Below are 24,284 nucleotides of genomic sequence, written 5' to 3'. Positions count from 1 at the left end.
TTTGGTCCGCGTTCAGTTCGGGTTATTTCGCAGGTTTGACGAACCGCAACGTCATCCGATCCGACTCGCCAATCGCCACATACCTGGCCTTATCCTGCTCCCCCAACCGCAACGTCGGCGGCAACGTCCACACCCCGGCCGGGTAATCCTTGGTGTCCTTCGGGTTGGCGTTCACTTCACTCTGCGCCGCCAGCTTGAACCCGGCATCGGTGGCCAGCTTCACCACCTGGGCCGTGGTCAGGTAACCCGTGTCCTTGATCGCCGCAAGATCCGCCCCGTCCTTGGCTCGATGATCTTCCACGCCCAGCACACCACCCGGTTTCAACACGGCATAAAACGCACTGAACGTGGCTGGCGCGGTGCCTGCCTCCACCCAGTTATGCACGTTACGAAAAGTCAGCACTGCATCCGCCGACCCCGGCTGGCCAAACACCGGCGCCTTGGGCTCGAACTCGACCACCTGTGCCTTGCCATACCGCGCCGGGTCCGCCGCAAACTTCTTCTTCAGGTTTTCTTCGGACGTACGCGCGTAGGCACTGCTGCTCGCGGCTTGTACGGCAGCGACATAGTGCCCGTGATCGTTGAGTAATGGCGCCAGCAGTTCGCTGTACCAACCGCCGCCGGGGGTGATTTCGATCACCGTCTGTTTGGCGCCCAGGCCGAAAAACGCCAGGGTCTGCTGTGGGTGGCGATACCCATCGCGGGCGCTGTTGGCCGGGTCGCGCCAGTTGCCGGCGAGCACGCTGGCGTACTGCTGGGCGCTGATGGGCGCGTCGGCGGCCTGGCTGAAAGTCGGGAAGAGGAGGGCGGTAAGGGACAGCGCTGCAAACGTCGTTTTCATGATCATCCGAAAAGTGGGCCACTGTGCCGCCGAGGCTAGCATGGGCCCTCGATCGGCCGATCACACATTATCCGCGGTCGACCTCACCAAACGTTCTAAGCCCATGGCGATCATCGGCTTGTTGCGCTTGTAGCGCACCAGCCGTTCGCTGAGGGATTGGGGCAGCAGCGTGTCCTGGGTAAAACCCATGCGCTGGTAAAGCCCCTCCAGATCCGGATGGCACAGCAACCACAGCGTGCCTTCACCCTCCGCAGCCGCTTGAAGAATCAACTTCGCCGCCAAGCCCTGGCCGCGATACGCCGGGTCGACAAAAACCCCAGTCAACCACTGCCCGCCCACGACGGGCGTCAGGCACAGGCCGGCGACGATCTCGCCATCGCGTGCGACCCACAAACGCCCGCCCTTGAGCGCCTTCATCGACGAATTGTGGCTGCGATAAAACTTGTTCAGCAGCGGCCACAGGGGCTCTGCCAGCAGATCGATGGTCAACTCGGGCATGGTGTTCAGGAGGCGTGAGAAAGGGGGCGCGATTATAAGCGCCTTCTGCCGGGCAATAGGTGGTATACCCACTGTTACATTCACTGTCAGTGGAGCATGCATCATGGCCAAAGGTATGGATTCAAAGAAAGCCGCGAAGAAAAAACCGGCAAAGACCGCCGATGAAAAACGCGCCGACAAGAAAGCCAAGAAGTCCGAGAGCGGCTTGTTCGGCCATTGAGTTCCAAACTTAGAACCAAATGATCTGCAAGATTTTCCCGCGTCACGGCACAGAGCAGGAAACACCTGCTCTGAGCTGACGATGGCCCACTACCTTGACCCGAACCACCGCCAGGAAATCCAAGCCCTGGCGCACAGCTTCACCGCCAAGACCGAATGGCCGACCTGGCTGCTGCTGATCGGCGTGTATGCCGGCTGGTTTGCCGTGATCCTTGGCAGCCATTGGCTGGGCCTGTGGCTGAGCATCCTATTGCTGATCCCGCTGGTGACGCTGTGGTTGTCGGTGCAGCACGAATTGCTCCACGGCCATCCCACCCGTTCGCTGCTGCTCAACAAACTCCTCGGTTACGCGCCGTTCGCCGTCTGGTACCCCTACACCCTGTACCGCGACAGCCACCTGCTGCACCACAACGACGACGACCTGACCCTGCCGGGCATCGACCCGGAAAGCCGCTACCTCAACCAACAGCAGTGGGACCACAGCTCACTGTTCGAACGCGGCATCCATTGGTTGACCAAGACCCTACTCGGTCGCGTCCTCTTGGCTGCGCCGTTGGCAATAGCACGCCTGACGCGCCATGAATGGCGGCGCCTGCCCCAGGCCTGGCCGATGTGGTTGACCCATGGCGCCATCACCCTGTTGATGCTGGGTTTCATCGCCCACTACAGCGCACTGTCGGTGTGGCATTACCTGCTGCTGGTCAGCGTGCCGGCGCTGTCCCTGGCGTCGATCCGTTCCTACTATGAACATCGCCCGCACCCGCAACCCGAGCAACGTACCGTGCTTAACGAAGCGGCCTGGCCCTGGTCCTGGTTGTTCCTCAATAACAACCTGCACCTGGTGCACCACGACTTGCCGAAGCTGCCCTGGTATTTTCTGCCCACGGTCTACCGTGCCCGCCGCGAGCAGTGGCTGGCGCGCAGCGGTGGTTTCCTGGTGCAGGGCTACGGGCAGTTGATCAGCCGCCACGCCCTCAAGGCCATCGACAGCCCGCGCCATCCTTTTGCATGAGAGACAAGCATGAGTGAGCACTACGCCGAGTTGCTGATGTATGTGGCGCCCGAGCCAATCCAACACGCCAACCAAGAGTGGCTGGCGCGTATCTTCGAACGGCTGGGTCTCAAACGTCGCAACGCCGATCATCTGGACCTGCGCAGCCTGTGGCTTGCCCCCGAACTGCTTGTGAGCCAAACCTGCGGCTATCCGCTGATGACCCAGCTGCGCGGCCAGGTCCGCGTCATTGGCCGTCCCCGCTATGAACTCGCCCACAGCAGCCAGGGTGAACATTGCAGCCTGCTGCTGACCCAGGCCGACAACCCGCGCAGCACCTTGGCCGATTTCTACAACAGCCGTGGCGTGATCAACGGCCACGACTCCAACAGCGGCATGAACCTGCTGCGCGAACGCTTGGCCCCTTGGCAACGCGACGGCCGTTTCTTTGCCAGCGTCGCCATCAGCGGCGCCCACCGCGAGAGCTTGCGCTGGCTGCGGGAAAACCGCGCTGACCTCGGCGCCATCGACAGCGTCACCTACGACTACCTCGCGCGCTTCGCCCCTGACGAAGTCGCAGGGCTGCGCCTCGTCACCCGCAGCGCGCCGAGCCCGACGCTGCCCTATATCGGCCCGCTGGGCTTGAGCGATGCGCAGGTCGCAAGGATTCGTGAGGCGATGAACCTGGCGTTGCAGGATTTGCCGCAGGTCGTGGAAACCCTGGGGGTGCGGGAAGTCTTGCCAGCCAGCGAAGACGACTACCAAGTGCTCCTGGACTACCAGCAGCAAGCCGCCAGTGCCGGCTACTTGGTGCTTAAATAAAGTTATATAAAAATACCTTTTAAATATTATAAAAGAATAAGCAGCCTTGCTAGGATCGCCCCACCGGAACACCGGACATAACGCGCAACCTACTCAGATGGAGCCACTATGTCCGGCGCCGACAGTTCTCACAGCGATTACGTGGGCGGATTGTTCCGCAGCCATTACGACTGGCTGTGCGGCCGCCTGCACCGCCACCTCGATTCCCGCGCCCATGCCGAAGACATTGCGGCCGACACGTTCGTCCAACTGCTGACGTCGCCGGACCGGCTGCCGATCCGCCAGCCCCGCGCCTTGCTCACCACCATCGCCCAGCGCCTGATGTACCAGCTGTGGCGCCGCCGTGATCTGGAACGCGCCTACCTTGATGCCCTCGATCACGATGAGACCTGCAGCGCACCGTCTCCCGAAGACCTGGCGCAAATGCTCGAAGCCCTGCAAGCCATCGACCAGTTGCTCGACGGCTTGCCCGCCAAGGTCAAGGCGACCTTCCTGCTGTCCCAGCTCAATGGCCTGACTTACCCGCAAATCGCCGCCGAATTGGGTATCTCCCAGCGCTCGGTCAGTGATTACATGACCCGTGCCTTCAACCGTTGCCTGCGGTTGTGCCTGGAATGAGCGACGCACTGATCGACAGCGCCACGCGTTGGTATGTGCTGTTGCGCTCCGGCCAGGCCACGGCGGGGGACTGGCAGCGTTATGAACAATGGCGTGCGGCCGACCCACGCCACGATGCGTTGTGCCGGCAGTTGGAAGTGAGCCTCGGTGTGTTCCAGGTTCCTCAGGCCCAAGGCGTGAGCGGCAAAGTCTTGCAGCAGGCGCTGGAGGCACCGTCCAGTCGGCGCCACGTGTTGCAAGTCGTGCTGGTCGGTGCGGGCGTGGCGGTCGGCGCGGCACTGTTGGCCAAGCCCACGGGCCTGACGCAGCTCACGGCGGACATCCGCACCGGCACCGGCGAACGGCGTACGGTGACGCTGGCTGACGGCAGCGAGTTGCTGCTCAACGCGCAAAGCGCGGCCGACATCCTGTTTGACCCACAACAACGCCTGGTGCGCTTGCGCGAGGGTGAGTTGCTGGCCAAGGTCGCCAGCGACCGCATGCGGCCCTTTTTGATCCAGACCGAACAGACCCGCCTGCGGGCCTACGGCAACGGTTTCCTGGTGCGTGAGCGGGCAGGGCAGGGGCAAGTGGTCGCGCTCAATGGCGCGGTGGAAATCGACAGCCAGCGCGGCGAACGCCTGCAACTCGCGGCGGGCCATGAAGTGCATTTCGATCGCGACGGCTTCGGCCCGGTAGCCGCCAGTGCTTCCGGCGCCACGGCCTGGGTGGAGGGCTTCCTGCAAGTGCGCGACCGCCCATTGACGGAGGTCATCGAGGCGCTGCGCCCCTATCACCGCGGCGTGCTGCGCCTGGACCCGGCAGTGGCCGAGCTGCGCGTCAGCGGCCTGTACCGCCTGGACAACCCCGAGCAGATCCTCGACACCCTGGCGCGCACCTTGCCGATCCGCATCACTCGGCGCACAGGGTTATGGGTAACCGTCAGTGCCACCTGACTGTCGCAACGACGCCAACCAATGTGGGCAGGTTCTAAGGACATAACCAAACGATCTGCAAGTTTTCCCCGCGCTATTTCACATCACTCCCGTAAGCGCTGCGGGGAGCAGCGTTATCGCGTTCTCTTGGGGGGAGCCAAAGTGAGTCAGTTCAACCGTGTGCCGCTTCGAACCTTTGCCCTGGTGCCGTTGGCCAGCCTGTTGTGGTCGTTCGCCGCCAGCGCCGCCGATACGCGCCAGGTCTACCACATCGCCCCTGGCCCGCTGGATGAAGTGCTGCTGAACATCAGCCGCCAAAGCGGCCAGGTGATCTCGTTTACGCCGCAACTGGGCGACTATTCCTCGGCCCGCGTGGACGGTTCGCTGTCGGCGCAGCAGGCGGTGGACGCCGCGCTCAAGGGCACCGGCCTACAGGTCCAAGTGAGCCCGGACGGTGCGTTCATCATCAAGGAGAGCGCGGATAGCAACGTCAAGGCGCAAACCCGTGCCGCCCAGGCGCCGACCCTGGACCGCGTGGTCGCCATTGGCACCCGGCGCAGTGACGCCACTGCCCTGGCCAGCGCCGCGCCGGTGGATGTGATCAACGCTGAAGAACTCAAGCAAACCGGTGCCACCAGTCTCAACCAGGCGTTGTTCCAACTGTTGCCGTCGTTCAACTTTCCGCAGAACAACAGCGCCACCCGTGGCCAGGACCCCAAGGGCGCGTCCCTGCGTGGTCTGTCGCCTGACCAGACGCTGGTGCTGATCAACGGCAAGCGCCGGCACACCTCGGCGGTGGTGAACATTTCCGGCGGCGTGCCGTTTATCGGTGCGCAGCCGGTGGACCTGGATATGATCCCCATCAGCGCCATCGACCACGTCGAAGTGCTGCGCGATGGCGCCTCGGCGCAATACGGTTCCGATGCGGTGGCGGGTGTGGTCAATATCGTGCTCAAGGAGCGCGACAGCGGTGGTGGCATCAACACCCAGCTGGGCAAATACGCCCAGGGCGATGGCTTCAGCAAGACCACCGATGGCTGGTACGGCGTGGGCTTGCCGGGGGATGGCTTCCTGACCCTGAGCTTCAACACGCTGAATAACAAGCCCGACGATATCGGCGACAAATATGTGGCCGACGGCCGCGTGCAAGACCCGCGCTGGGGTGGTGCCGGGCGGGATAAATACAACCTGGCGGCGAATGCCGAGATCGGCCTGAATGATCAGTGGCGCGTCTACAGTTTCGCCACATTCGGCCAGGACACGTCGGTCAACAACACGCCGCCGCTGCTGGCGAGCAGCCCCAACAACGTGGCGTCGATCTACCCCAACGGCACGATTCCCAAGTACCGCTACCGCTATGAAGACGGCGCCATTACGCTGGGCACCCGGTATGAAGACGACAGTCTCGGCCGCTTCGACTTGAGTGCCACCTACGGGCGCGACGAGCACGATGAATTGGCCTTCAACACCGTCAACCCGAGCTACGGCGCCAACAGCCCGACCAAGTTCAACGTCGCCACCCTGGTCAACGAGCAGACCAACCTCGCCCTCGACTACGCCAAAGACCTTGATGTGAATTGGTCCAGTCATCCGCTGACCGTCTCTGCCGGAGTGGCCTACCGTCACGAGCAATACCGTCTGGAGGCCGGCGACTACGATTCCTACTCCTACGGCGGCATCGACAACGTGCAGGTGGGCGCAGTGCAGGCGTCCGGCCTGACCCCGGACGATGCTGGCACCTTCAAGCGCGATGTGGGCGGTGTGTATTTCGGCCTGGAAAACCAGGTTACCGACCAGCTGCAAGTGGGCCTCGCCGGGCGCACCGAGCACTACTCGGATTTTGGCTCGGCCACCACCGGCAAGCTCTCGGCGCGTTATGACTTCACGCCGCAAGTGGCGCTGCGCGGCACGATCAACAACGCCTACCATGCGCCGAGCCTGGGGCAGATCGGCACGTCGTGGACCACCACCACCAACCTGGATGTGAATGGCAACCCGGTGCTGACCCGCATGTTGCCGGCCGACAACCCGGCAGCCCGGGCCCTTGGCGCGCAGCCGCTCAAGCCGGAGAAGTCCACCAACTACTCCCTCGGCCTGGTGCTGCGTCCTAGCGAGCATGCGTCGTTGACCATCGATGCCTACCAGATCGCGATCCGCGACCGGCTGGTGTTCAGCGGTGGTATTTCCGGGCCGTTGGCCGAGCAGATTCTCACCAATGCCGGCTACGGCCAGTATTCCTGGGCGCAGTTCATGACCAACGCCGCAGACACCCGCACCCGTGGCGTCGATATCGTCGGCAAGTACAACCTGGGCCTCGCACAGTTCGGTGACTTGAACCTGTCGGCGGGTTACACCAAGGCACGGACCACCATCGAGAAAGTCCACGAGAACCCCAACGGCTTCGAAGTACTGACCCGTGAAGCCCGAGGGTTTATCGAGCATGGTTATCCCGAGGACAAACTGGTGTTTGGCGCGGTGCACAAGCTCAACCAATGGACGATCGCCCTCAACCAGACCCGCTACGGCAAATACCGCAAATACGCGGCGTCTGAGGCCAACGCCCGTTACGACCAGACCTTCAGCGCGCAGTGGACCACCGACCTGGACGTGAACTACGCGTTCAGCCAACAGCTACGCGTGTCAGTGGGCGTGAACAACCTGTTCGACAGCAAGCCCGACGACTTCAACAGCCGCCTGCGCCAGACCCCGGGCCAACAGTACAGCTACCTGTCGCCGGCGGCGCCGGAAGGGGCGTTTTACTACACGCGACTCAGTTATGACTTTTAACCGGTCCACCGCTCGTTCCCACGCTTGCGGGGGAACGATCATCAACACGAGGTTCTGCATGAAAAGACTGAAAAACCTACTGGGTGGCTCGCTGCTCGCACTGACGCTATTGGCCCAGCCGGCACACGCCGCCGCGCCGATCCACTTCGGCGACATCACGTGGGAAAGCGGCAGCCTGATCACCGAAGTCCTGCGCCTGATCGTCGAAAAAGGCTACGGCCTGCCCACCGATACCTTACCCGGCAGCACCGTGAGCCTCGAAGCCGCCCTGGCCAAGGACGATATCCAGGTGATCGGCGAAGAATGGGCCGGGCGCAGTCCGGCGTGGGTCAAGGCTGAAAGCGAAGGCAAAGTGTTCGGCCTCGGTGACACGGTCAAAGGCGCCACCGAAGGTTGGTGGGTGCCCGAATACGTGATCAAGGGCGACGCGGCGCGCGGCATCAAGCCCCTGGCGCCGGACCTCAAGTCGGTGGCCGACCTGGCGCGCTACAAGGACGTGTTCCGCGACCCCGAAGACCCGAGCCGCGGGCGCTTCCTCAACAGCCCCACCGGCTGGACCTCGGAAATCGTCAACAGCCAGAAGATCAAGGCGTACGGCCTGACCGACAGCTTCGTCAACTTCCGCACAGGCTCCGGCGCGGCGCTGGATGCGGAAGTGGCCTCGTCGATCCGGCGCGGCAAGCCGGTGTTGTTCTACTACTGGTCGCCGACGCCCCTGCTGGGGCGCTTCAAGCTGATCAAGCTGGAAGAACCGGCGTTCAACGCCGACGCCTGGAAGACGCTGGCCGACGCGAAAAACCCCAACCCCATCGGCACCCGCTCAATGCCGGCGCAGCTGGCGATTGGCGTGTCGGCGCCGTTCAAGGCGCAGTACCCGCAGCTGGTGAGTTTCTTTGAAAAGGTCGACCTGCCGATTGATCTACTCAACGGCATCCTCGCGGACATGAGCGAGAAGCGCACATCGCCGCGCCAGGTGGCCTTGGCATTCCTCAAGGAGCAGCCGCAGGTGTGGCAGCAGTGGGTGCCAGCGGAGGTGGCGGCCAAGGTCAACGCTGCGCTCTGAGCCACCTCGAGTCAAATGTGGGAGCGAGCTTGTGTGGGAGCGGGCTTGCTCGCGAATACGGTGTATCAGGCACAGATGTTCTGTCTGACCCACCGCCTTCGCGAGCAAGCCCGCTCCCACACAAGCCCGCTCCCACAGTAGTGTGTGGTGTAGCTTCTTATTGGCTCTCGGCAGCCAATGCCGCAACCACTGCTGGCCGCTGCCCGATCCGTTGTTGAAACGCCGCCAACGCCGGCCATGCGCCCAGGTCAATATCGTGGAAAGCCGCCCAGCGCAGCACCACGAACAAATACGTATCCGCCACCGAATACTGCGCACCCAGCAGATACTCCTGGCCTTCCAACGTCTGCTCCAAAATCGCCAACCGCTTGAACAGCGTGGCCTGGAACATCGCCCGCACTTCGCCCTGGATAGCCGCGTTGAAGAACACCGCCAGCCCGCCGTGAATCTCGGTGGCAATAAAATTCAGCCATTCCTGCAAGCGCACGCGCGCCCAGCTGCCATTGGCCGGGGCCAAGCCGGCGGTGGGTTTGAGGTCGGCCAGGTATTGCAGGATCGCACTGGCTTCAGTCAGCACTTCGCCGCTGTCCAGTTGCAGCGCCGCCACATAGCCCTTGGGGTTGATCTGCAGGAAGTCTTCGCCATTGGCTGTGGTTTTCGCTTGGTTATCCACCCGCACCAGCTCGAACGGCAGCGCCAATTCCCGCAGGACGATATGCGGTGCCAGGGAACAGGCGTGTGGGAAGTAATACAGTTTCATCGTGGGCAGCTCCAGGGGATTTGCGCCAGTCTCGCGGCCATGGCACCGTGGGTAAAATTAAACCTTCAGTCCCTGCCATAAGGACAGCTACTGCCATGATGAACCTGATGCACTGGCGCTTGCTGGTGGCCGTTGCCGACCACGGCAGCATCACCGCCGCCGCCGAGCGCGTGGGCATGACCCAGTCTGCCGCCAGCCAGGCCATGGCCGGCATGGAGGCCACCTTGGGGGCGCAGCTGTTTACCCGCGCGCCGCGCAACACCTTGCCCACGGCGCTGGGGCTGAGTGTGATCGAGCAGGCGCGGGTGATGCTTGGCGCCTTGCAGGCCATTCGCAGCACCGTGGACGAGGCCAAGCCCATGCTGCGTGGGAGTATTCGCATCGCGAGTTTTCCCATGGTGTTGGCGACGTTTGTCACGCCGCTGTTGCAGCGTTTCGCCCAGCTGTACCCAGGGATCGAAGTCACCACCCTGGAAGTCACCGACAACGAAGTAAACACCTTGCTCGACGCCGGCCTGATCGACCTCGGCGTGGTGCTCAACCCCAAGCCCGAGCGCAATGCCACGGTGCTGGGGCGTGACAACTGGCTGGCGGTGTTGCCGCAGCAACATGCGCTGGCGCAACGGTCGGCCGATGCCACAGTGACGCTTGCGGAATTGTTGCAGCAACCCTTTGTACTGGCCACGGGCGGCTGCACTGCCAACGCCCGCAGCCTGGGCGCCGAGGCCGGGCTGGCCCTGGCGGATATCCGCGTGGAAGTGCGCGAGTGGAGCAGCGCCTTCAGCCTGGTGCGTGAAGGCGTTGGCGTGACCCTGGTGCCGGAAATGACCCTGCCGGCCCAGCGCCAAGGCCTGCGCGTGATGCCGCTGGCCGTTCCGGTGCACCGCGAATTTTCCTTGGTGGCCTCGCAAACCTGCCCGCCATCACCTGCCGCCCATGCATTGTTAAAAATGCTGGCTGACTAGTGGCCTTGCATAGCGCCAAGCCCTGTCTATGCTCACCCAGAACCGTTATGACGCTTGGCATATAAAGCGATTCGGATGGTTGTTCCCCATGCAAGGTTTGCCAGCAGTATCCAACTGATGAATGGAATGCGCCGACAGGCGCCGGGAATCAAGGGTGATCTGACCATGTTCAACCGCCATCACAAATCCGACCTGCAAGAAATCGAACGTTTCTCCTGCGCCCTTACCGAAGCCAACGCCAAACTTGCCGCCATCAGCCGTTCCATGGCGATGATCGAGTTTGACCGCAATGGCGTGATCCTCGATGCCAACGACAACTTCTGCAAAACCATGGGCTACAGCGCCGAGGAGATTCGCGGCAAACATCATCGGATCTTTTGCGAAGAGGCCTACACCCACAGCGAACCCTACGCCAAGCTCTGGCGCGACCTGGCGCGGGGCGAGGCCATCAGCGGCACCTTTATGCGCCTGAACAAGCGCGGCCAGGAAGTGTGGCTGGAAGCCAGCTACATGCCCGTGCTGGACAGCGACAAGCAGGTGCGGAGCGTGATCAAGGTGGCGTCGGATATTTCCGCGCGGGTTCACCATGAACACGAAAACCAAAGCCTGATCGATGCCATCGGCCGCTCCATGGCGGTGATCGAGTTCACCCCACAGGGGCAGATCCTCAACGCCAACGACAACTTCCTGCGCACGGTGCAGTACTCGTTGGACGAAATCATCGGCCAGCACCACAGCATGTTCTGCCATCGCAGCGAAGTGGAGTCGCCGGCCTACAAGGCGTTCTGGGCTTCTCTCAACCGTGGCGAATACCATTCCCACCGCTTTGAACGCAGAAACAAACACGGCAAGACGCTGTTTCTGGAAGCGTCCTACAACCCGATCTTCGACACCAATGGGCGCCTGTACAAAGTGGTGAAGTTTGCCAGCGACATCACCGATCAGGTCACTACCTTGCGCAATGCTGCCGATTCGGCCCACGCCACCTCGGTACAAAACGACGCCTGCGCGCGCAAAGGCTCGGAGGTGGTGCAGCAAACCGTGCAGATCATTGAAGAGATTTCCCACGACTTGAACCAGGCGGCGCAAAGCATCGACGCGGTGAGCAAGCAGTCGGACATCATCGGCGCCATTGTGCAGACCATCCGCAGCATCGCCGAGCAAACCAATATGCTCGCGCTCAACGCGGCCATCGAAGCAGCGCGCGCCGGTGAGCATGGGCGCGGCTTTGCGGTGGTGGCCGATGAAGTGCGCAGCCTCGCGGCCAGGACCAGCCAGGCGACGGTGGAAATTGTCGATGTGGTGCGCAAGAACCACGACCTGTCGCTGAGTGCGGTGTCGAGCATGCAGTCGAGCTTGAGCCGCACGGGGCTGGGGGTGGAGCTGGCGAACGAGGCGGGGCAGGTGATCCTGGAAATTCAGGAAGGGTCAAAGCATGTGGTGGATGCGATCAGTCAGTTCAATTCCACGTTACAACTGCAATAACCTGGCAGCAGGCCAAGAATGTGGAAGGGATAAAAGTAACCTGTGGCGAGGGAGCTTGCTCCCGCTGGGCTGCGTAGCAGCCCCAAGATTTTGGGAGCGCTTCGCACTCCAGCGGGAGCAAGCTCCCTCGCCACAGGTACAGTGTTAACCCTTAATCAACTGGCAACAGCCATTGCACATTTGGCTTAAATAGCCGCCAGGGTCGCTTTCACAGCCTGCGCCGGGTCAGTGGCCTTCGCGACGACCTGCTGCTCTTGCTGCTGCTTCACGCGCTCCGCCACTTGCTTGCTGATCGCGTCCTGCTTTTCCTGGGACATGCCCTGCACATCCGCCTCGGTCAAACCTTGTTCCTTGAGCAATTGCTCACGGATGCGCTCGGCCGGGGATTTGCTCATGTAGTCGGTGAATTCCGCGCGGGCCGAAGACGTGGCGTTGACCGCCGGCACATCCGTGGTGCTGGCTTGCAACTGCACGCGGGTCTTGGCGAAGGCTTCGTCGATGCGGTCGGCGGCCTTGTCCAGTTCCTTCTGCGCGGCCGGCACGGTTACGCTTTGCTGCGCCGCTTGCAGGGCGCCGCTGTACAGCGCGCTGGCGGCGGCGTTGGCCGGGTCCATGTCGGAGCGCTTGAGCTGCTGCACGGTGGTCACGGCTTGGGTGTTGTTGTTAACCAGCATGATCGGTCACCTGGGGGAATGTCTGTGTGCCACAGGTGGAGCAAATAGCGTGCCGGGTGTGAAACCCCCGGTTTCATTGGGGATGGCGCGGTGATTGCGGCAACGGTTGGCCTGTTGGCGGCCAACCGTTGCCGTCGGTGCCTCAGTAGGTGATCGGGATTTCAAATGTCTGGAACGCATCATCCTGCGGCTGATAACCCAACACCCGTGTGGTTTCGCTCAAATCCAGGCGCTTGAAGCGGTTGTTGGAAATCCCATGGGCGATCAGGTGCTTCACGCCTTCGGCTTCCACCGAGCGTTGCAGCAGCTGCACCGCATCGCGCGGGCTGAGCCAGGCGCTGAGGTCGCGGGCGTTGTTGAGGTCGTGGGTTTCGACGAACTCGAAGGCGCCGATGCGCAGGGCAATCGTCGAGAGCGGGGTTTTCGCTGCGTAGTAGGCGCACAGCGCCTCGCCGTAGCATTTGCTCACGCCATAAAGGTTGGCGGGCATCACCGGCATGCCGGGAACGATCTGGCGGTCCACCGGGTAACCTTCGATGGTCTGCGCGCTGCTGGCGAAGACCAGACGCTTGACCCCGGCGGCCACGGCGGCTTCGAACAGGTAGGTGGTGGCGAGGATATTGTTCGGCAGCAATTCGTCGAACGAGGCGCTGGCGTGGGGGATGCCCGACAGGTGCACGATCACGTCGATACCGTCGAGCAGCGCCGCCAGGCCGGTTTTGTCGCTGAGGTCGGCGTGTACGAAACGGTGTTCGCCGAGGGCAAAATCCGGCGTGATGCGGTCGGTAAGGGTGAAGCGGTAGCGGTCTTTCGAGGCTTCGAAAAACGTCTTGCCGATTCTGCCGCAAGCGCCAGTGAGCAGTACGTTGAGTCCTTTCACGGTGTTGTCCTTGTTTTAGTTATGGCCGTCGAGGGCGAAGGCCTGGAAACCTGGGCGCTGGCTGAGGCGCTGGTAATACGCCTCGACCGCTGGGTAGGGCGGATGCTCCAGGGGTGCGTTGCGCCAGCGGTGTACCGACAGGCCAACGAGGATATCGGCCAAGGTGAATTCATCGCCGGCGACAAAGGCGCCAGTCTTGGTCAGCTGTTGTTCGAGCAGGCCCATCTTGCTGTTCCAGGCTTGCACGCCGGCCTGGATGCGCTGCGGGTCCTGGTAGTCGGGGTTCTGCCGCACCAGCGCGTGAAAGGCATAGCCCCAGGACGGGTTGAGCTCGGTGGCTTGCCAGTCCATCCATTGCTCGACGCGTGCCCGTGGCGCGGGTTCGGCGGGCAGCAGGTCATGGCGTTCGTAGAGGCCGACGAGGTAACGGCAGATGGTGTTGGATTCCCACAGCACACCGTGATCGTCGATCAGTACCGGCACCTGGGCGTTGGGGTTCAGGGCGAGGAACTCGGGGGATTGGGTGGGGGTGTAGCCGATGCCCCAGTCTTCGCGGTGGTAGTCGATGCCGAGTTCCTGGCAGGTCCACAGCACTTTGCGCACGTTGATGGAGGACGTGCGGCCCAAGATTTTCAGAGAGTGTCCCATGGTGCTTTCCTTGCGGTGGAGAGCCGCCAATCTAGCAGGGGCAGGAGCCGACCGCGATATTTCCAAGTGGGCACGGTAAAAAAGATGTGGGAGCTGGCTTTAGAGGGTCAGGTACTTTCGCGCACCTGCAACTCGAAGCCCATATCCACCACCGGCTTGGCCACCTTGTTGCCCGCCATGATCGTCAACAGATGCTCCGCCGAACGCCGCCCAATCGCTTCACGCGGGGTGCTGATGCTGCTCAGGCGCGGCACCATGAACGACGAAGCGGGCAGGTCGTTGAAACCCAGCACGGCGACGCGCGCCGGCACGTTGATGCCGTGGCGCAGGGCTTCGAGCAGTGCGCCTTGGGCCAGGTCGTCGTTGCCGAAGAAGATTGCATCCACGTCGGGATGGGCGGCCAGCATCTGCAGGAACAGTTCGCCGCCGAGGCCCACGGAGGAGGGGCGCGGCGTCAGCAATTCCAGCGCCGGGTCGTACATACCCGCCTGTTGCAGCGCGCGGCGGAAACCTTCGCCGCGCAGCAAGGTGCGTTGGTCCAGTTGTGCACCTATATAAGCCAGGCGCTTGCGCCCACGGGACAGCAGGTGCGCCGCCGCCGTTTCACCCGCCGCCAATTGCGAGAAACCCACGCAGTTCACGCCGGCATTCGGGTCCAGGTCCATCATGTACACACACGGCACATTACTGGCCTCGACCATTCGTCGGGCGCTCTCGGTCCGGTCGAAGCCGGTCAGCAGCAAACCCCGTGGCTGGTAGGCCATGTAGTTGCGCAGCAGGTTTTCTTCTTCGTCGCGGGAATAGTGGGAGTTGCCGATCAGCACTTCAAAGCCCTTGGGCCGCAGCACTTGGTGGATGGCTTCGAGGGTTTCGATAAAGAGCAGGTTGGACAATGACGGCACGATCACCACCACCGAATGGCTCTGGGCCGAGGCCAGGGCGCGGGCGGCGGGGTTGACCACGTAGTTCAACTCGCTGGCGGCCTTTTGCACTTTTTCCACCAGTTCGGTGGCCACGGTGCTGATGCCGCGCAGGGCGCGGGAGGCGGTAATGGGGCTGACGCCGGCGAGGCGGGCGACTTCGTTAAGGGTCGGGCGACCCGTGGTGCGCAATTTTTTATCGTTCTTGGAGGTCATCAGGCGGCTTGCCAAACAAAAATCGAGGCACTAAGGTAGCGCTGTCTCCAAAAGGCTGCAAATTCTTGAATTTCGGGTTGCCTGATCCGGGTTCAAACGCTTGGAGCGGATGCACGCGTCACTCCATAAAAAAAGACAAGACGGCGCGGGAAAAGCCTGTTTTTGCACTAGCCTTACAGCGTGCAAAGGTAGCGCTATCTGCGTCCTGAGGTGTTTCATGAGTCAACCTGTTACTGCCCTGGTCATCATGGGTGTTGCTGGCTGTGGCAAGACCAGCGTCAGCGAGGCCGTGTGCCGTCTGAACGGCGCCACTGCGATTGAAGGCGACAGCTTTCACCCTGCCGCGAACATCGAAAAGATGAGCGCCGGCCACCCCCTCAACGACGACGACCGTGCCGGCTGGCTCGACATCCTCTGCGATGAATTGCGCCGTTCGCTAAAAGCCGGTGAACACCCGGTACTGACTTGCTCCGCCCTCAAGAAGAAATACCGTGACCACCTGCGCGAAGCCGCGCCGGGCCTGGGTTTCGTGTTTCTGGAGCTGAGCCGTGAAGTGGCGTCCGACCGCGTGTCCCACCGCCCCGGCCACTTCATGCCGGCCAGCCTGATCGACAGCCAGTTCGCCACCCTTGAGTCGCCCGTGGGCGAGCCGCTGACCCTGGCCCTCAACGCCAGCGTAGACAGTGTCGAGGCGTTGGCCGAGCAGACCCATGCCTGGTGGCTGCAACACGGCTTCGAACCTTCCAAGTGATTTTTTGCCGGAAAAGATAGCGCTATCCCCGGCAGGAAATTCAACACCCGCTTTAATAACAACAACAAACAGGAGAGACCCCCCATGTTTGGCATGTCCCATGAGTCTTACCTGCTGCTTGATGCAGTGGTCACTATCATCGGGTTGATCGTACTGATCACCAAGTTCAAGGTGCACCCGTTCATTGCACTGATCATCGCGGCCGGCTTCCTCGGCCTGACCTCGGGCATGCCCGTGGACAAGATCATCAAGGCGTTCCAGGACGGCTTCGGCGGGGTGCTCGGCTTTGTCGGCATCATCCTCGCGCTGGGCACGATGCTCGGCAAGATGATGGCCGAATCCGGCGGTGCCGATCAGATCGCGCAGACCCTGATCCGCGCCTTCGGCAAGGAAAAGGTCCAGTGGGCCATGATGTTCGCCGCGTTCCTGGTGGGCATCCCGCTGTTCTTCGAGATCGGTTTTGTGTTGCTGATCCCGCTGGTATTCATCGTCGCGCGCCGCACCGGCGTGTCGCTGATCAAGATCGGCATCCCGCTGCTCGCCGGCCTCTCGGCGGTGCACGGCCTGGTGCCACCGCACCCGGGCCCGCTGCTGGCCATCGGCGTGTTTGGCGCGGACATCGGCAAGACCATCCTGTACGGCCTGATCGTCGCGCTGCCGACGGCCATCATCGCCGGCCCGATCTTCGGTACGTTCATCGCCAAGTACATCCCGGGCAACCCGTCCCAGGAACTGGTGGACCAACTGGCCCGTGAGTCGGAACACAAGAACCTGCCGAGCTTCAGCATCACCCTGATCACTGTGCTGCTGCCGGTGTTCCTGATGCTGCTGAAAACCTTTGCGGATATCGGCTTGCCTGACGGCCATATCGTGCGCAACTGGATGGACATGATCGGTCACCCGATCTCCGCGCTGCTGCTGGCGTTGCTGCTGTCGCTGTACACATTTGGCCATCGCCAGGGCATTCACTCCAAGCAGATCCTCAAATTGCTCGACGCCAGCCTTGCGCCGACCGCCGCGATCATCCTGATCATCGGTGCCGGCGGTGGTTTCAAGCAGATGCTGGTGACCAGCGGCGTGGGCGACGTGATCGGCCATATGGCGGTGAACGCGCAGATCAACCCGATCCTGCTGGCGTGGCTGGTGGCGGCGGTGATTCGTATCGCAACCGGTTCGGCAACCGTGGCAACCATTACTGGCGCGGGCATCGTGGTGCCGGTGGTGGGCATGATCCCAGGCGTTAACCGTGAGCTGCTGGTGTTGGCGACGGGGGCGGGGTCGTTGATCTTGTCGCACGTCAACGATGCGGGGTTCTGGCTGGTGAAGCAGTACTTCAACATGACCGTGGCGGAGACGTTCAAGACGTGGACGGCGATGGAGACGATTCTGTCCGTCGTGGCCCTGATCTTCATCATGCTGTTGTCGTTGGTGGTGTAACCCACACCACAAAGGTAGGGTGCAAACCCAATCCAAATGTGGGAGCGGGCTTGCTCGCGAATGCGTAGTGTCAGTCAACGAATCTGGTGACTGATTCACCGCTTTCGCGAGCAAGCCCGCTCCCACATTTTTATCGCATTTCTACAGAGGGATCGCGTTAGGCCTTGGTAACCAGGCCATCCGCCCTGAACATCCCGCGAATCCCCCGCACCGCCTGCCGAATCCGGTCCTGGTTCTCGATCAGCGCAAAGCGCACATGATCATCGCCATACTCGCCAAACCCAATCCCCGGCGACACGCACACCTTCGCCTCCAGCAACAACTTCTTGGCAAACTCCAGCGAACCCATGGCGGCATACGCCTCGGGAATCTTCGCCCAGACGTACATCGACGCCTTCGGATTCTCCACCATCCAACCCAACTCATGCAGGCCCTTGACCAGTACGTTGCGGCGTTGACGATACTGCTCGGCAATGTCCTTCACGCACTGTTGGTCACCTTCCAGCGCAGCAATCGCCGCCACTTGCAGTGGGGTAAACGTGCCGTAGTCGTGGTAGCTCTTGATGCGCGCCAGGGCGTTGACCAGTTCCGGGTTGCCCACCATGAAACCGATGCGCCAGCCGGCCATGTTGTAGCTCTTGGACAGGGTGAAAAACTCCACCGCAATGTCCTTGGCGCCCGGCACCTGCATGATCGACGGGGCTTTCCAGCCGTCGTAGACGATGTCGGCGTAGGCCAGGTCGTGGATCACCAGAACGTCGTACTGTTTGGCCAGCGCGATCACGCGTTCGAAGAAATCCAGCTCCACGCACTGCGCGGTGGGGTTGGACGGGAAGCCGAGGATCATCATCTTCGGCTTGGGGATCGAGCCGCGAATCGCCCGTTCCAGTTCGGCGAAGAAATCCACGCCGGGGATCAGCGGCACCGAGCGCACCTGGGCGCCGGCAATCACGGCACCGTAGATGTGGATCGGGTAGCTCGGGTTGGGCACCAGCACGGTGTCGCCCTGGTCCAGGGTGGCCAGCATCAAGTGCGCCAGGCCTTCCTTGGAACCGATGGTCACGATGGCTTCCGACTCGGGGTCGATGTCCACTTCATAGCGGTCCTTGTACCAGCGCGAAATCGCCCGGCGCAGACGCGGAATGCCTTTGGAGGTGGAATAGCCGTGGGTGTCTTCACGCTGGGCCACTTGCACGAGCTTTTCGACAATGTGCGGCGGCGTGGGGCCGTCGGGGTTGCCCATGCTCAAGTCGATGATGTCTTCGCCGCGCCGACGCGCAGCCATCTTCAGCTCGGCTGTGATATTGAAAACGTAAGGGGGGAGTCGATCTATGCGCGCAAAGCGGCGCGGCGAACCTTGGTCTGCCATTGTTGCCTCGAGGTACGTAAGCGCCCGGAACCGTCCGAGCGACGTCGGCCACTGCGGTGGCCTGCGGGCAGACAATACGGGCGATGATGGCCAGTTGTCCAGATGCGTAGGAAAATTTTCTGCTTGGAGTACAGCGCGGATATGCCCCTATACTCGATGCGGGTTTGTTCCCTATAAGAAGGAGACTGTTCGTATGGATCAGCAGATAAAACAACCGTTGGAGCCACGCATGGAAGCGGGCAAGGCGCTGGTGATTGCCGGTGTACAAGGGCGTTATTCGAAGGCCACCGTGGGCGATATTCCCAAGCTGTGGGAGTTGTTTGATACCTGCATCAAAGACATCAAAAAGCGCGTCGGCGGAGTGACCTATGGCGTTTGCCATAACCCCAAACATGGCGAATTCGACTACATGGCCGGCGTCGAAGTCCCTGGCAAAGCCGATGTGCCGAGCAACTTCGAATACATCGAAATCCCACCGCTCAACTACGCCGTGTTCCCGCATTACGGGCCGGTGCAGGCGCTTGAGCAAACGTACGAACGCATCATGTTCGAGTGGTTGCCGCACTCGGGCTACAGGGTGGTGGGCGCGGATTTCGAGCGCTACAGCGCCGACTTTGACGTGCGCAAAGGCACCGGGACGGTGGAGATCTGGTTGCCGGTGGGCGACAAGTAAACCTTCCTCACCACAGGGCGTTCAGCCACCAAAGGTGAGTTGGAAGCCCTGCGCCGATTCGCGTATGGCCTTGGCAACGGCAGGCGCTAATCGGCAGTATTCATCTTCGCGCTTGAGCACGACTTCAAGGGTTTGAAGCAACGCTTGAAGTCGAGCTTCGGGGTGTTCGACTTCACAGGTTTTTGCAAACTCAAGGATGCCCAGGCGCGAGGCAAATAGTGATTTGTTGCCTGCCAGGTCCAGAGCCAGTGAGTCTTCGGGAATGTACGCAGTGGTATTCACGATGTCGTAGGCCGGCGCCAGGCGTGTATCGAATTTCACCGGATCGCTGTAGAGCACACCGAAATTCTTCAGGTGAGCATCGCCGTTACCTACGATGCAGCTCAGGGCAACACTGTCGAACAGTTGGTCGAGCGAGCTACGGATCTGCACCGGCGCACAGAACAGGCGCACGGCCTTGGCGATGGCGGCGTAGCTTTTGCTGTATTTCTGTTCCGCAGAAAGCCCCATCAGCGTGGTCATGTCTTCAAAACCTAGCGGGTTGAGCTGCTCGTCCCTATCAAAGCGCCGCATGATGAACAGCTTATGGTTCTGCGACAGGTAAAACGGCGGTACCGGCAAGCCCGCATCCCGCGCAATGGACATGCACAGGTATTCATTGATGGCCAGCCCGGGAAACTCTTCACGCCCACTCTTGATAATCAGGTCGTCTGTCTTGGAGGTGAATTTCTGTTCGGGTGTTTGAGGCTTTTCCGGTACCAGCACCTTGGGTTGTACACCGGAAATACCCGCCCGCAGGATGTAGCGATCGACCAGGTCTGCAAAGAGATCTTCGGCGCCGTCCCAGGCCAGAATCTCATCGAGATTTTCCCCGGTGGTGGGCGGGCCATTGCGCAGGATCAATTCGTTGACCTGATCCGAAGACACAAATACCCGACCAATCGGCGCACTGCTGCCGGACAGCGCCAGCAGCAACATCGGGTCGACTTTCACGGTCTTGGCGAGACGATTGCGCAGTTGCTCCAGCACGTAACCTTCCGGCAGGTTCATCTGGAAAATGGGGTGAAGCTCCCGGCGACGATATTCTTCTGCCCGCACTGGCATCGACAGGCTGACTGCGCTGTTTGCCAGAGCTTTGTCGCTGTAGCGAAACAGATAGTCGTCGGCACTCATCAAGACGCTGCCGCTTTCACCCTGAGGCGTATGCACGCGCAAGCTGGGGTTATTCATTGAACAGGTCTCCCAATTCTTCCAGTGTCGGCAGGGTTACAGGCACCAATTTGAGTTCACTGCCCAGCGCCGCAATCACACGGGCATAGGCATTCATTGAAACCGAAGGGCTTCCCTGTTCAATTTCGATCAGTTTTTGACGCGTTATGCCCGCAAGCTTCGCCAGTTCCGCCTGCTTGTAGCCTCGACTGAGGCGCATGGCGCGCACTTGCTCACCAAGACGTTGGGTGATAATCGAAGTGTCCATGTCATATATTCATTACTTTTATATGGTTAAGTCATGTATACGTTACATTTTTGATGTGTCAAGGCTGCTCCGATCAAATACCCAGCTCAGCCTGCGCTCAAACCCGATTTTCCCTCGGTATGCCTCCCCGTTGTCCATCCACCCAAGCCCCAGATACAGCCCCATCGCCGCCTCATTGTCGGCGTCCACTGATAACTCCAACCCCCTGATTTGCGGCCACGCCTGCAATGCAGCTGCGGGTAGCGCCTGCAAGCACGCTTTGCCGAAACCACGCCCTTGCTGATGCCGATCCACCTGCAACGCATGCAAGGTCGCGCTGTGTTCATCCGCCCAATGGGGCAGGCAGGGCGGGCGTTTGAGCAGCAGGAAGGCCACGGGCGTTTCGTCGGCGAGCAGGGCGAAGCCTTTGATGGCGTCGGGATGGGGATTGACCAGCAAGCTGTTCAGCGCACAGTAGATATCGCCGGAATACGCCAGTTGCTCGGGGTGTACTTGCAGGGTGTCGAGTTGCTGTTTCTGCGCAAGGCTCAGCGTCTCATAAAGGGCGAGGCGGGTTTCCATCGGGGGCGTATCCGAAATCCTACAAAGAGGCCTGGATTCTAGCGGGTTTGCCGGGGGCGAAATTATTTTTAAGGGGCTTGTCGATTTGCCGGTGGGCCATTCGACTAACGGTGTCTTCCGTGATGGTTTCTACCCCAAGGAGTATCGCCATGAGTACTGCTATCAACACCCTGATCGAACAATGGAAACAAGCTGTCACCGCCAAGGACGTCGAGAAGATTGTCAGCTTTTACGCCGACGATATCATCGCGTTCGATGCCGTTGGCGCGCTGCAATTCAAGGGCAAGGCTGCCTACCAGGCACATTGGCAGGCGTGTATGGAGTTCTGCCCTGGCCCCGGCGTGTTCGACTTTCATGAGCTGCATATCGTTGCCGGAGCAGACAGCGCCTTTGCCCACTGGCTGGCCCACTGTGGGGGCACCGGCCCGGACGGAGTGCTCAAGACCTGCTGGATGCGCGTCAGCGCTGGCTACCAGCGCATCGATGGCCAATGGAAAGTGGTGCATGAGCATTGGTCCGCGCCGTTCGATATGGAGACCGGCGCCGGTCTGTTCGACCTGAAACCTTGACCTGCGCGATCTATAGTCAGTAGTCCGAAAACGGAGAACGCCATGAAATATCTGTGCCTGATCTACAGCAACGAACAGGTGCTGCACACCTCGCCGGACAGCCCGGCAGACCCGGAGTGCTTCGCCTATGCGCAGTCCGTTCAGGCCAGCGGTCGCATGCTGGCCGCCGAGCCACTGGAGTCGGTGACCACCGCTACCACCGTGCGTATGCGCAATGGCAAGTTGTCGATCACCGACGGACCGTTTGCCGAGACCAAGGAGCAGCTCGCCGGTTTCTACCTGATCGAGGCCCGTGACTTGAATGAAGCGATCCAGGTGGCCGGTGGCATTCCGGCCGCCCGGGTCGGCAGTGTGGAAGTGCGCCCCGTACGTGAATTGAATCTCTGACTACAACAACCCCAAGACTCAAGAGGTTTACCCCATGTCCATGCAACCTGCCGAGTTTGAATTGTCCATCAGCCGCATGATCGATGCGCCGCGCAGCCGCGTGTTCCGCGCCTGGACCGAACCCGCTTTGCTCCAGCAATGGTGGGGCCCCCACGGCATGACCACCCCCGAGTGCGAAATGAACCTGTGGGTCGGTGGCTTGTTTCGCACCTTGATGCGGGCGCCGGACGGTGCCGAGTACCCGACCCAGGGTGTATTCCTGGAAATCGATGCGCCCAATCGGCTGGTGTTTACCGATGCTTTCATGCCCGGCTGGATACCTTCGGGCAAGCCGTTCATGAGTGCCGAAGTCACCTTTGAAGAGGTCGACGGCAAGACGCTTTACACCGCCCGCGCCATGCACTGGAGTGCCGAAGACAAGCAGGCCCACGAAGCCATGGGCTTTCATGATGGCTGGGGCCAGAGCCTGGATCGGCTGGTCACCCTGGTGACCCAGGGCATGCCCGATTGAACCTGTCGGTCGAGGCCATTTACCGCAGCGAATCACGCCGGGTCCTTGCGACGTTGATTCGCTTGCTGGGTGATTTCGACCTGGCCGAAGAAGCCCTGCACGAAGCGTTTTTTGTAGCGGTGCAGCGCTGGCCGCTGGACGGTGTGCCGGACAATCCACGCGCCTGGCTGGTGTCGACCGGGCGCTTCAAGGCCATCGACCGTCTGCGCCGCCAGGCGCGGTTCACCCCGTTGCTGCAGGCGCAGGCCGATGCACTGGAAGCGGCAGACTGGAGCGATGAACACGTGGAAGATGACCGCCTGCGCCTGATCTTCACCTGTTGCCACCCGGCACTGGCGGCCGACGCCCAGGCGGCGCTGACCTTGCGCGAGATCTGCGACCTGACCACCGAGCAAATCGCCCGGGCTTACCTGGCCACGCCGGCGACCATCGCCCAGCGCATTGTGCGGGCCAAGGGCAAGATCCGCGAGGCGAAGATCCCTTATCAAGTGCCGTCCCGGGACGAATTGCCCGAGCGCCTGGACAGCGTGTTGCGGGTGATTTACCTGGTGTTCAACGAGGGCTATTCGGCGTCCATCGGGGCGGACCTGACTCGCGAGGATTTGACCCGTGAGGCCATTCGCCTGGTTCGATTGTTGATGGAGTTACTGCCCGAACCCGAAGTCATGGGCTTGCTGGCGTTGATGCTGTTGCATGAATCCCGCCGCCCGGCGCGCACCACGGCCAGCGGGGAGTTGGTATTGCTGGATGAGCAAGACCGCTCGCTGTGGGATGCCGCCTTGATCGAAGAAGGCTGTGCACTGGTGGAGCACGCTTTGACCACTCGGCGCTTTGGGCCCTATTGCCTGCAAGCGGCGATCGCGGCCGTGCATGCCGAAGCGCCCAGTGCGGGAGAAACCGACTGGCCGCAGATCGTCGGGCTCTACGATGTGTTGCTCAGGATGCTGCCGTCGGCAGTGATCGAACTGAACCGCGCCGTGGCACTGGCCATGCGCGATGGACCCTTGGCGGGGCTGCAACAGGTCGAGGGGATTCTGGCGCGTGGCGAGTTGCTCGATTATCACCTGGCGCACTCGGCACGCGGGGAGTTTTGCCGGCAACTGGGGCGTGTTGAAGAAGCGCGCATGTCGTATGAAAAAGCCCTGTCACTGACCCAGCAGGCGCCAGAAAAACGCTTCCTCGAACAACGCCTGGCCGAACTCAAATCATTCAAACAATGAAGATCAAAATGTGGGACCGAGTGGTTTG

General features: G+C 61.5%; 26 protein-coding genes. 15 read left to right on the top strand and 11 right to left on the bottom strand.

What is annotated here, in order from left to right; genetic code table 11:
• Positions 1-22: 22 nt before the first annotated feature.
• Positions 23-841, bottom strand: a complete 819-nt coding sequence (locus DBR46_RS02350; RefSeq protein WP_124524868.1) for a class I SAM-dependent methyltransferase — start codon at positions 839-841, stop codon at positions 23-25.
• Between the two features lie 60 nt (positions 842-901).
• Complete coding sequence (locus DBR46_RS02345) at positions 902-1,339, bottom strand: GNAT family N-acetyltransferase (protein WP_124524867.1); 438 nt, start codon at positions 1,337-1,339, stop codon at positions 902-904.
• A 301-nt stretch (positions 1,340-1,640) separates the two neighbouring features.
• Between DBR46_RS02345 and DBR46_RS02340 the strand changes: the two genes are divergently transcribed.
• The 6 genes from DBR46_RS02340 to DBR46_RS02315 all read left to right on the top strand — a co-directional run bounded on the left by DBR46_RS02340 (position 1,641) and on the right by DBR46_RS02315 (position 8,753).
• Positions 1,641-2,570 carry a fatty acid desaturase gene (locus DBR46_RS02340; protein ID WP_124524866.1) on the top strand — a complete coding sequence of 310 codons (930 nt, stop codon included), beginning with the start codon at positions 1,641-1,643 and terminating at the stop codon, positions 2,568-2,570.
• A 9-nt stretch (positions 2,571-2,579) separates the two neighbouring features.
• Positions 2,580-3,371 carry a phosphate/phosphite/phosphonate ABC transporter substrate-binding protein gene (locus tag DBR46_RS02335; protein ID WP_124524865.1) on the top strand — a complete coding sequence of 264 codons (792 nt, stop codon included), beginning with the start codon at positions 2,580-2,582 and terminating at the stop codon, positions 3,369-3,371.
• A gap of 108 nt (positions 3,372-3,479) precedes the next feature.
• A complete protein-coding gene (locus DBR46_RS02330; protein ID WP_124524864.1) occupies positions 3,480-3,989 on the top strand; it encodes a sigma-70 family RNA polymerase sigma factor in 510 nt (169 codons plus the stop codon).
• On the top strand, positions 3,986-4,924 hold the full coding sequence (locus tag DBR46_RS02325; RefSeq protein WP_124524863.1) for a FecR domain-containing protein: 939 nt from the start codon (positions 3,986-3,988) through the stop codon (positions 4,922-4,924). Before DBR46_RS02330 ends, DBR46_RS02325 begins: the two co-directional genes overlap by 4 nt.
• A gap of 141 nt (positions 4,925-5,065) precedes the next feature.
• Complete coding sequence (locus tag DBR46_RS02320) at positions 5,066-7,690, top strand: TonB-dependent receptor (protein WP_124524862.1); 2,625 nt, start codon at positions 5,066-5,068, stop codon at positions 7,688-7,690.
• Between the two features lie 58 nt (positions 7,691-7,748).
• Positions 7,749-8,753: an ABC transporter substrate-binding protein gene (locus tag DBR46_RS02315; RefSeq protein WP_124524861.1), complete on the top strand. Its 1,005-nt coding sequence runs from the start codon at positions 7,749-7,751 to the stop codon at positions 8,751-8,753.
• A gap of 157 nt (positions 8,754-8,910) precedes the next feature.
• Here the strand turns inward: DBR46_RS02315 and gstA are convergent, their stop codons facing one another.
• Positions 8,911-9,513: a glutathione transferase GstA gene (gene gstA / locus DBR46_RS02310; RefSeq protein ID WP_124524860.1), complete on the bottom strand. Its 603-nt coding sequence runs from the start codon at positions 9,511-9,513 to the stop codon at positions 8,911-8,913.
• Between the two features lie 95 nt (positions 9,514-9,608).
• Here gstA and DBR46_RS02305 point away from each other — a divergent pair, with 95 nt between their 5' ends.
• On the top strand, positions 9,609-10,478 hold the full coding sequence (locus DBR46_RS02305; protein WP_124524859.1) for a LysR family transcriptional regulator: 870 nt from the start codon (positions 9,609-9,611) through the stop codon (positions 10,476-10,478).
• Positions 10,479-10,643: 165 nt separating this feature from the next.
• A complete protein-coding gene (locus tag DBR46_RS02300; protein ID WP_124524858.1) occupies positions 10,644-11,963 on the top strand; it encodes a PAS domain-containing methyl-accepting chemotaxis protein in 1,320 nt (439 codons plus the stop codon).
• A gap of 185 nt (positions 11,964-12,148) precedes the next feature.
• On the opposite strand, the gene DBR46_RS02295 is transcribed toward DBR46_RS02300, so the two are convergent.
• The 4 genes from DBR46_RS02295 to DBR46_RS02280 form a co-directional block, all read right to left on the bottom strand.
• Complete coding sequence (locus tag DBR46_RS02295) at positions 12,149-12,637, bottom strand: hypothetical protein (protein WP_124524857.1); 489 nt, start codon at positions 12,635-12,637, stop codon at positions 12,149-12,151.
• Between the two features lie 142 nt (positions 12,638-12,779).
• The gene (locus tag DBR46_RS02290; RefSeq protein ID WP_124524856.1) at positions 12,780-13,517 is read right to left on the bottom strand and encodes an NAD(P)-dependent oxidoreductase; all 738 of its coding nucleotides are present in this window, start codon (positions 13,515-13,517) and stop codon (positions 12,780-12,782) included.
• Positions 13,518-13,532: 15 nt separating this feature from the next.
• Entirely contained in the window at positions 13,533-14,165 is a 633-nt protein-coding gene (locus tag DBR46_RS02285) for a glutathione S-transferase family protein (protein ID WP_124524855.1), read from the bottom strand.
• Between the two features lie 107 nt (positions 14,166-14,272).
• Positions 14,273-15,304 carry a LacI family DNA-binding transcriptional regulator gene (locus DBR46_RS02280; protein WP_177413989.1) on the bottom strand — a complete coding sequence of 344 codons (1,032 nt, stop codon included), beginning with the start codon at positions 15,302-15,304 and terminating at the stop codon, positions 14,273-14,275.
• A gap of 214 nt (positions 15,305-15,518) precedes the next feature.
• On the opposite strand from DBR46_RS02280, the gene DBR46_RS02275 reads away from it, so the two are divergent.
• Both DBR46_RS02275 and DBR46_RS02270 read left to right on the top strand, forming a co-directional pair.
• Positions 15,519-16,052: a gluconokinase gene (locus tag DBR46_RS02275; protein WP_026137052.1), complete on the top strand. Its 534-nt coding sequence runs from the start codon at positions 15,519-15,521 to the stop codon at positions 16,050-16,052.
• 84 nt (positions 16,053-16,136) lie between these two features.
• On the top strand, positions 16,137-17,489 hold the full coding sequence (locus DBR46_RS02270; protein WP_122488943.1) for a GntP family permease: 1,353 nt from the start codon (positions 16,137-16,139) through the stop codon (positions 17,487-17,489).
• 157 nt (positions 17,490-17,646) lie between these two features.
• On the opposite strand, the gene alaC is transcribed toward DBR46_RS02270, so the two are convergent.
• On the bottom strand, positions 17,647-18,858 hold the full coding sequence (gene alaC, locus DBR46_RS02265) for an alanine transaminase (protein WP_017738792.1): 1,212 nt from the start codon (positions 18,856-18,858) through the stop codon (positions 17,647-17,649).
• A gap of 193 nt (positions 18,859-19,051) precedes the next feature.
• Between alaC and DBR46_RS02260 the strand changes: the two genes are divergently transcribed.
• Positions 19,052-19,531, top strand: coding sequence for a GyrI-like domain-containing protein (locus DBR46_RS02260; RefSeq protein WP_124524853.1), 480 nt, complete (start codon positions 19,052-19,054; stop codon positions 19,529-19,531).
• A 21-nt stretch (positions 19,532-19,552) separates the two neighbouring features.
• Here DBR46_RS02260 and DBR46_RS02255 read toward each other — a convergent pair whose 3' ends face one another.
• The 3 genes from DBR46_RS02255 to DBR46_RS02245 are packed head-to-tail and all read right to left on the bottom strand — an operon-like array spanning position 19,553 to position 21,569.
• Positions 19,553-20,761, bottom strand: a complete 1,209-nt coding sequence (locus DBR46_RS02255) for a type II toxin-antitoxin system HipA family toxin (RefSeq protein WP_124524852.1) — start codon at positions 20,759-20,761, stop codon at positions 19,553-19,555.
• Positions 20,754-21,008: a helix-turn-helix domain-containing protein gene (locus DBR46_RS02250; protein WP_124524851.1), complete on the bottom strand. Its 255-nt coding sequence runs from the start codon at positions 21,006-21,008 to the stop codon at positions 20,754-20,756. The genes DBR46_RS02255 and DBR46_RS02250 overlap by 8 nt, the downstream gene beginning before the upstream one ends.
• A 42-nt stretch (positions 21,009-21,050) precedes the next feature.
• Positions 21,051-21,569, bottom strand: coding sequence for a GNAT family N-acetyltransferase (locus DBR46_RS02245; protein ID WP_124524850.1), 519 nt, complete (start codon positions 21,567-21,569; stop codon positions 21,051-21,053).
• A 149-nt stretch (positions 21,570-21,718) separates the two neighbouring features.
• On the opposite strand from DBR46_RS02245, the gene DBR46_RS02240 reads away from it, so the two are divergent.
• The 4 genes from DBR46_RS02240 to DBR46_RS02225 are packed head-to-tail and all read left to right on the top strand — an operon-like array spanning position 21,719 to position 24,256.
• Positions 21,719-22,138, top strand: coding sequence for a nuclear transport factor 2 family protein (locus DBR46_RS02240; RefSeq protein WP_124524849.1), 420 nt, complete (start codon positions 21,719-21,721; stop codon positions 22,136-22,138).
• Between the two features lie 42 nt (positions 22,139-22,180).
• Entirely contained in the window at positions 22,181-22,525 is a 345-nt protein-coding gene (locus DBR46_RS02235) for a YciI family protein (RefSeq protein WP_061449320.1), read from the top strand.
• 34 nt (positions 22,526-22,559) lie between these two features.
• The gene (locus DBR46_RS02230; RefSeq protein ID WP_124524848.1) at positions 22,560-23,036 is read left to right on the top strand and encodes an SRPBCC family protein; all 477 of its coding nucleotides are present in this window, start codon (positions 22,560-22,562) and stop codon (positions 23,034-23,036) included.
• Complete coding sequence (locus tag DBR46_RS02225) at positions 23,033-24,256, top strand: RNA polymerase sigma factor (protein ID WP_124524847.1); 1,224 nt, start codon at positions 23,033-23,035, stop codon at positions 24,254-24,256. The genes DBR46_RS02230 and DBR46_RS02225 overlap by 4 nt, the downstream gene beginning before the upstream one ends.
• Positions 24,257-24,284 lie beyond the last annotated feature (28 nt).

The organism is Pseudomonas sp. KBW05 (assembly GCF_003852405.1).
Taxonomy (GTDB): domain Bacteria; phylum Pseudomonadota; class Gammaproteobacteria; order Pseudomonadales; family Pseudomonadaceae; genus Aquipseudomonas.
This window is presented reverse-complemented; position numbering and strand designations above follow the sequence as displayed.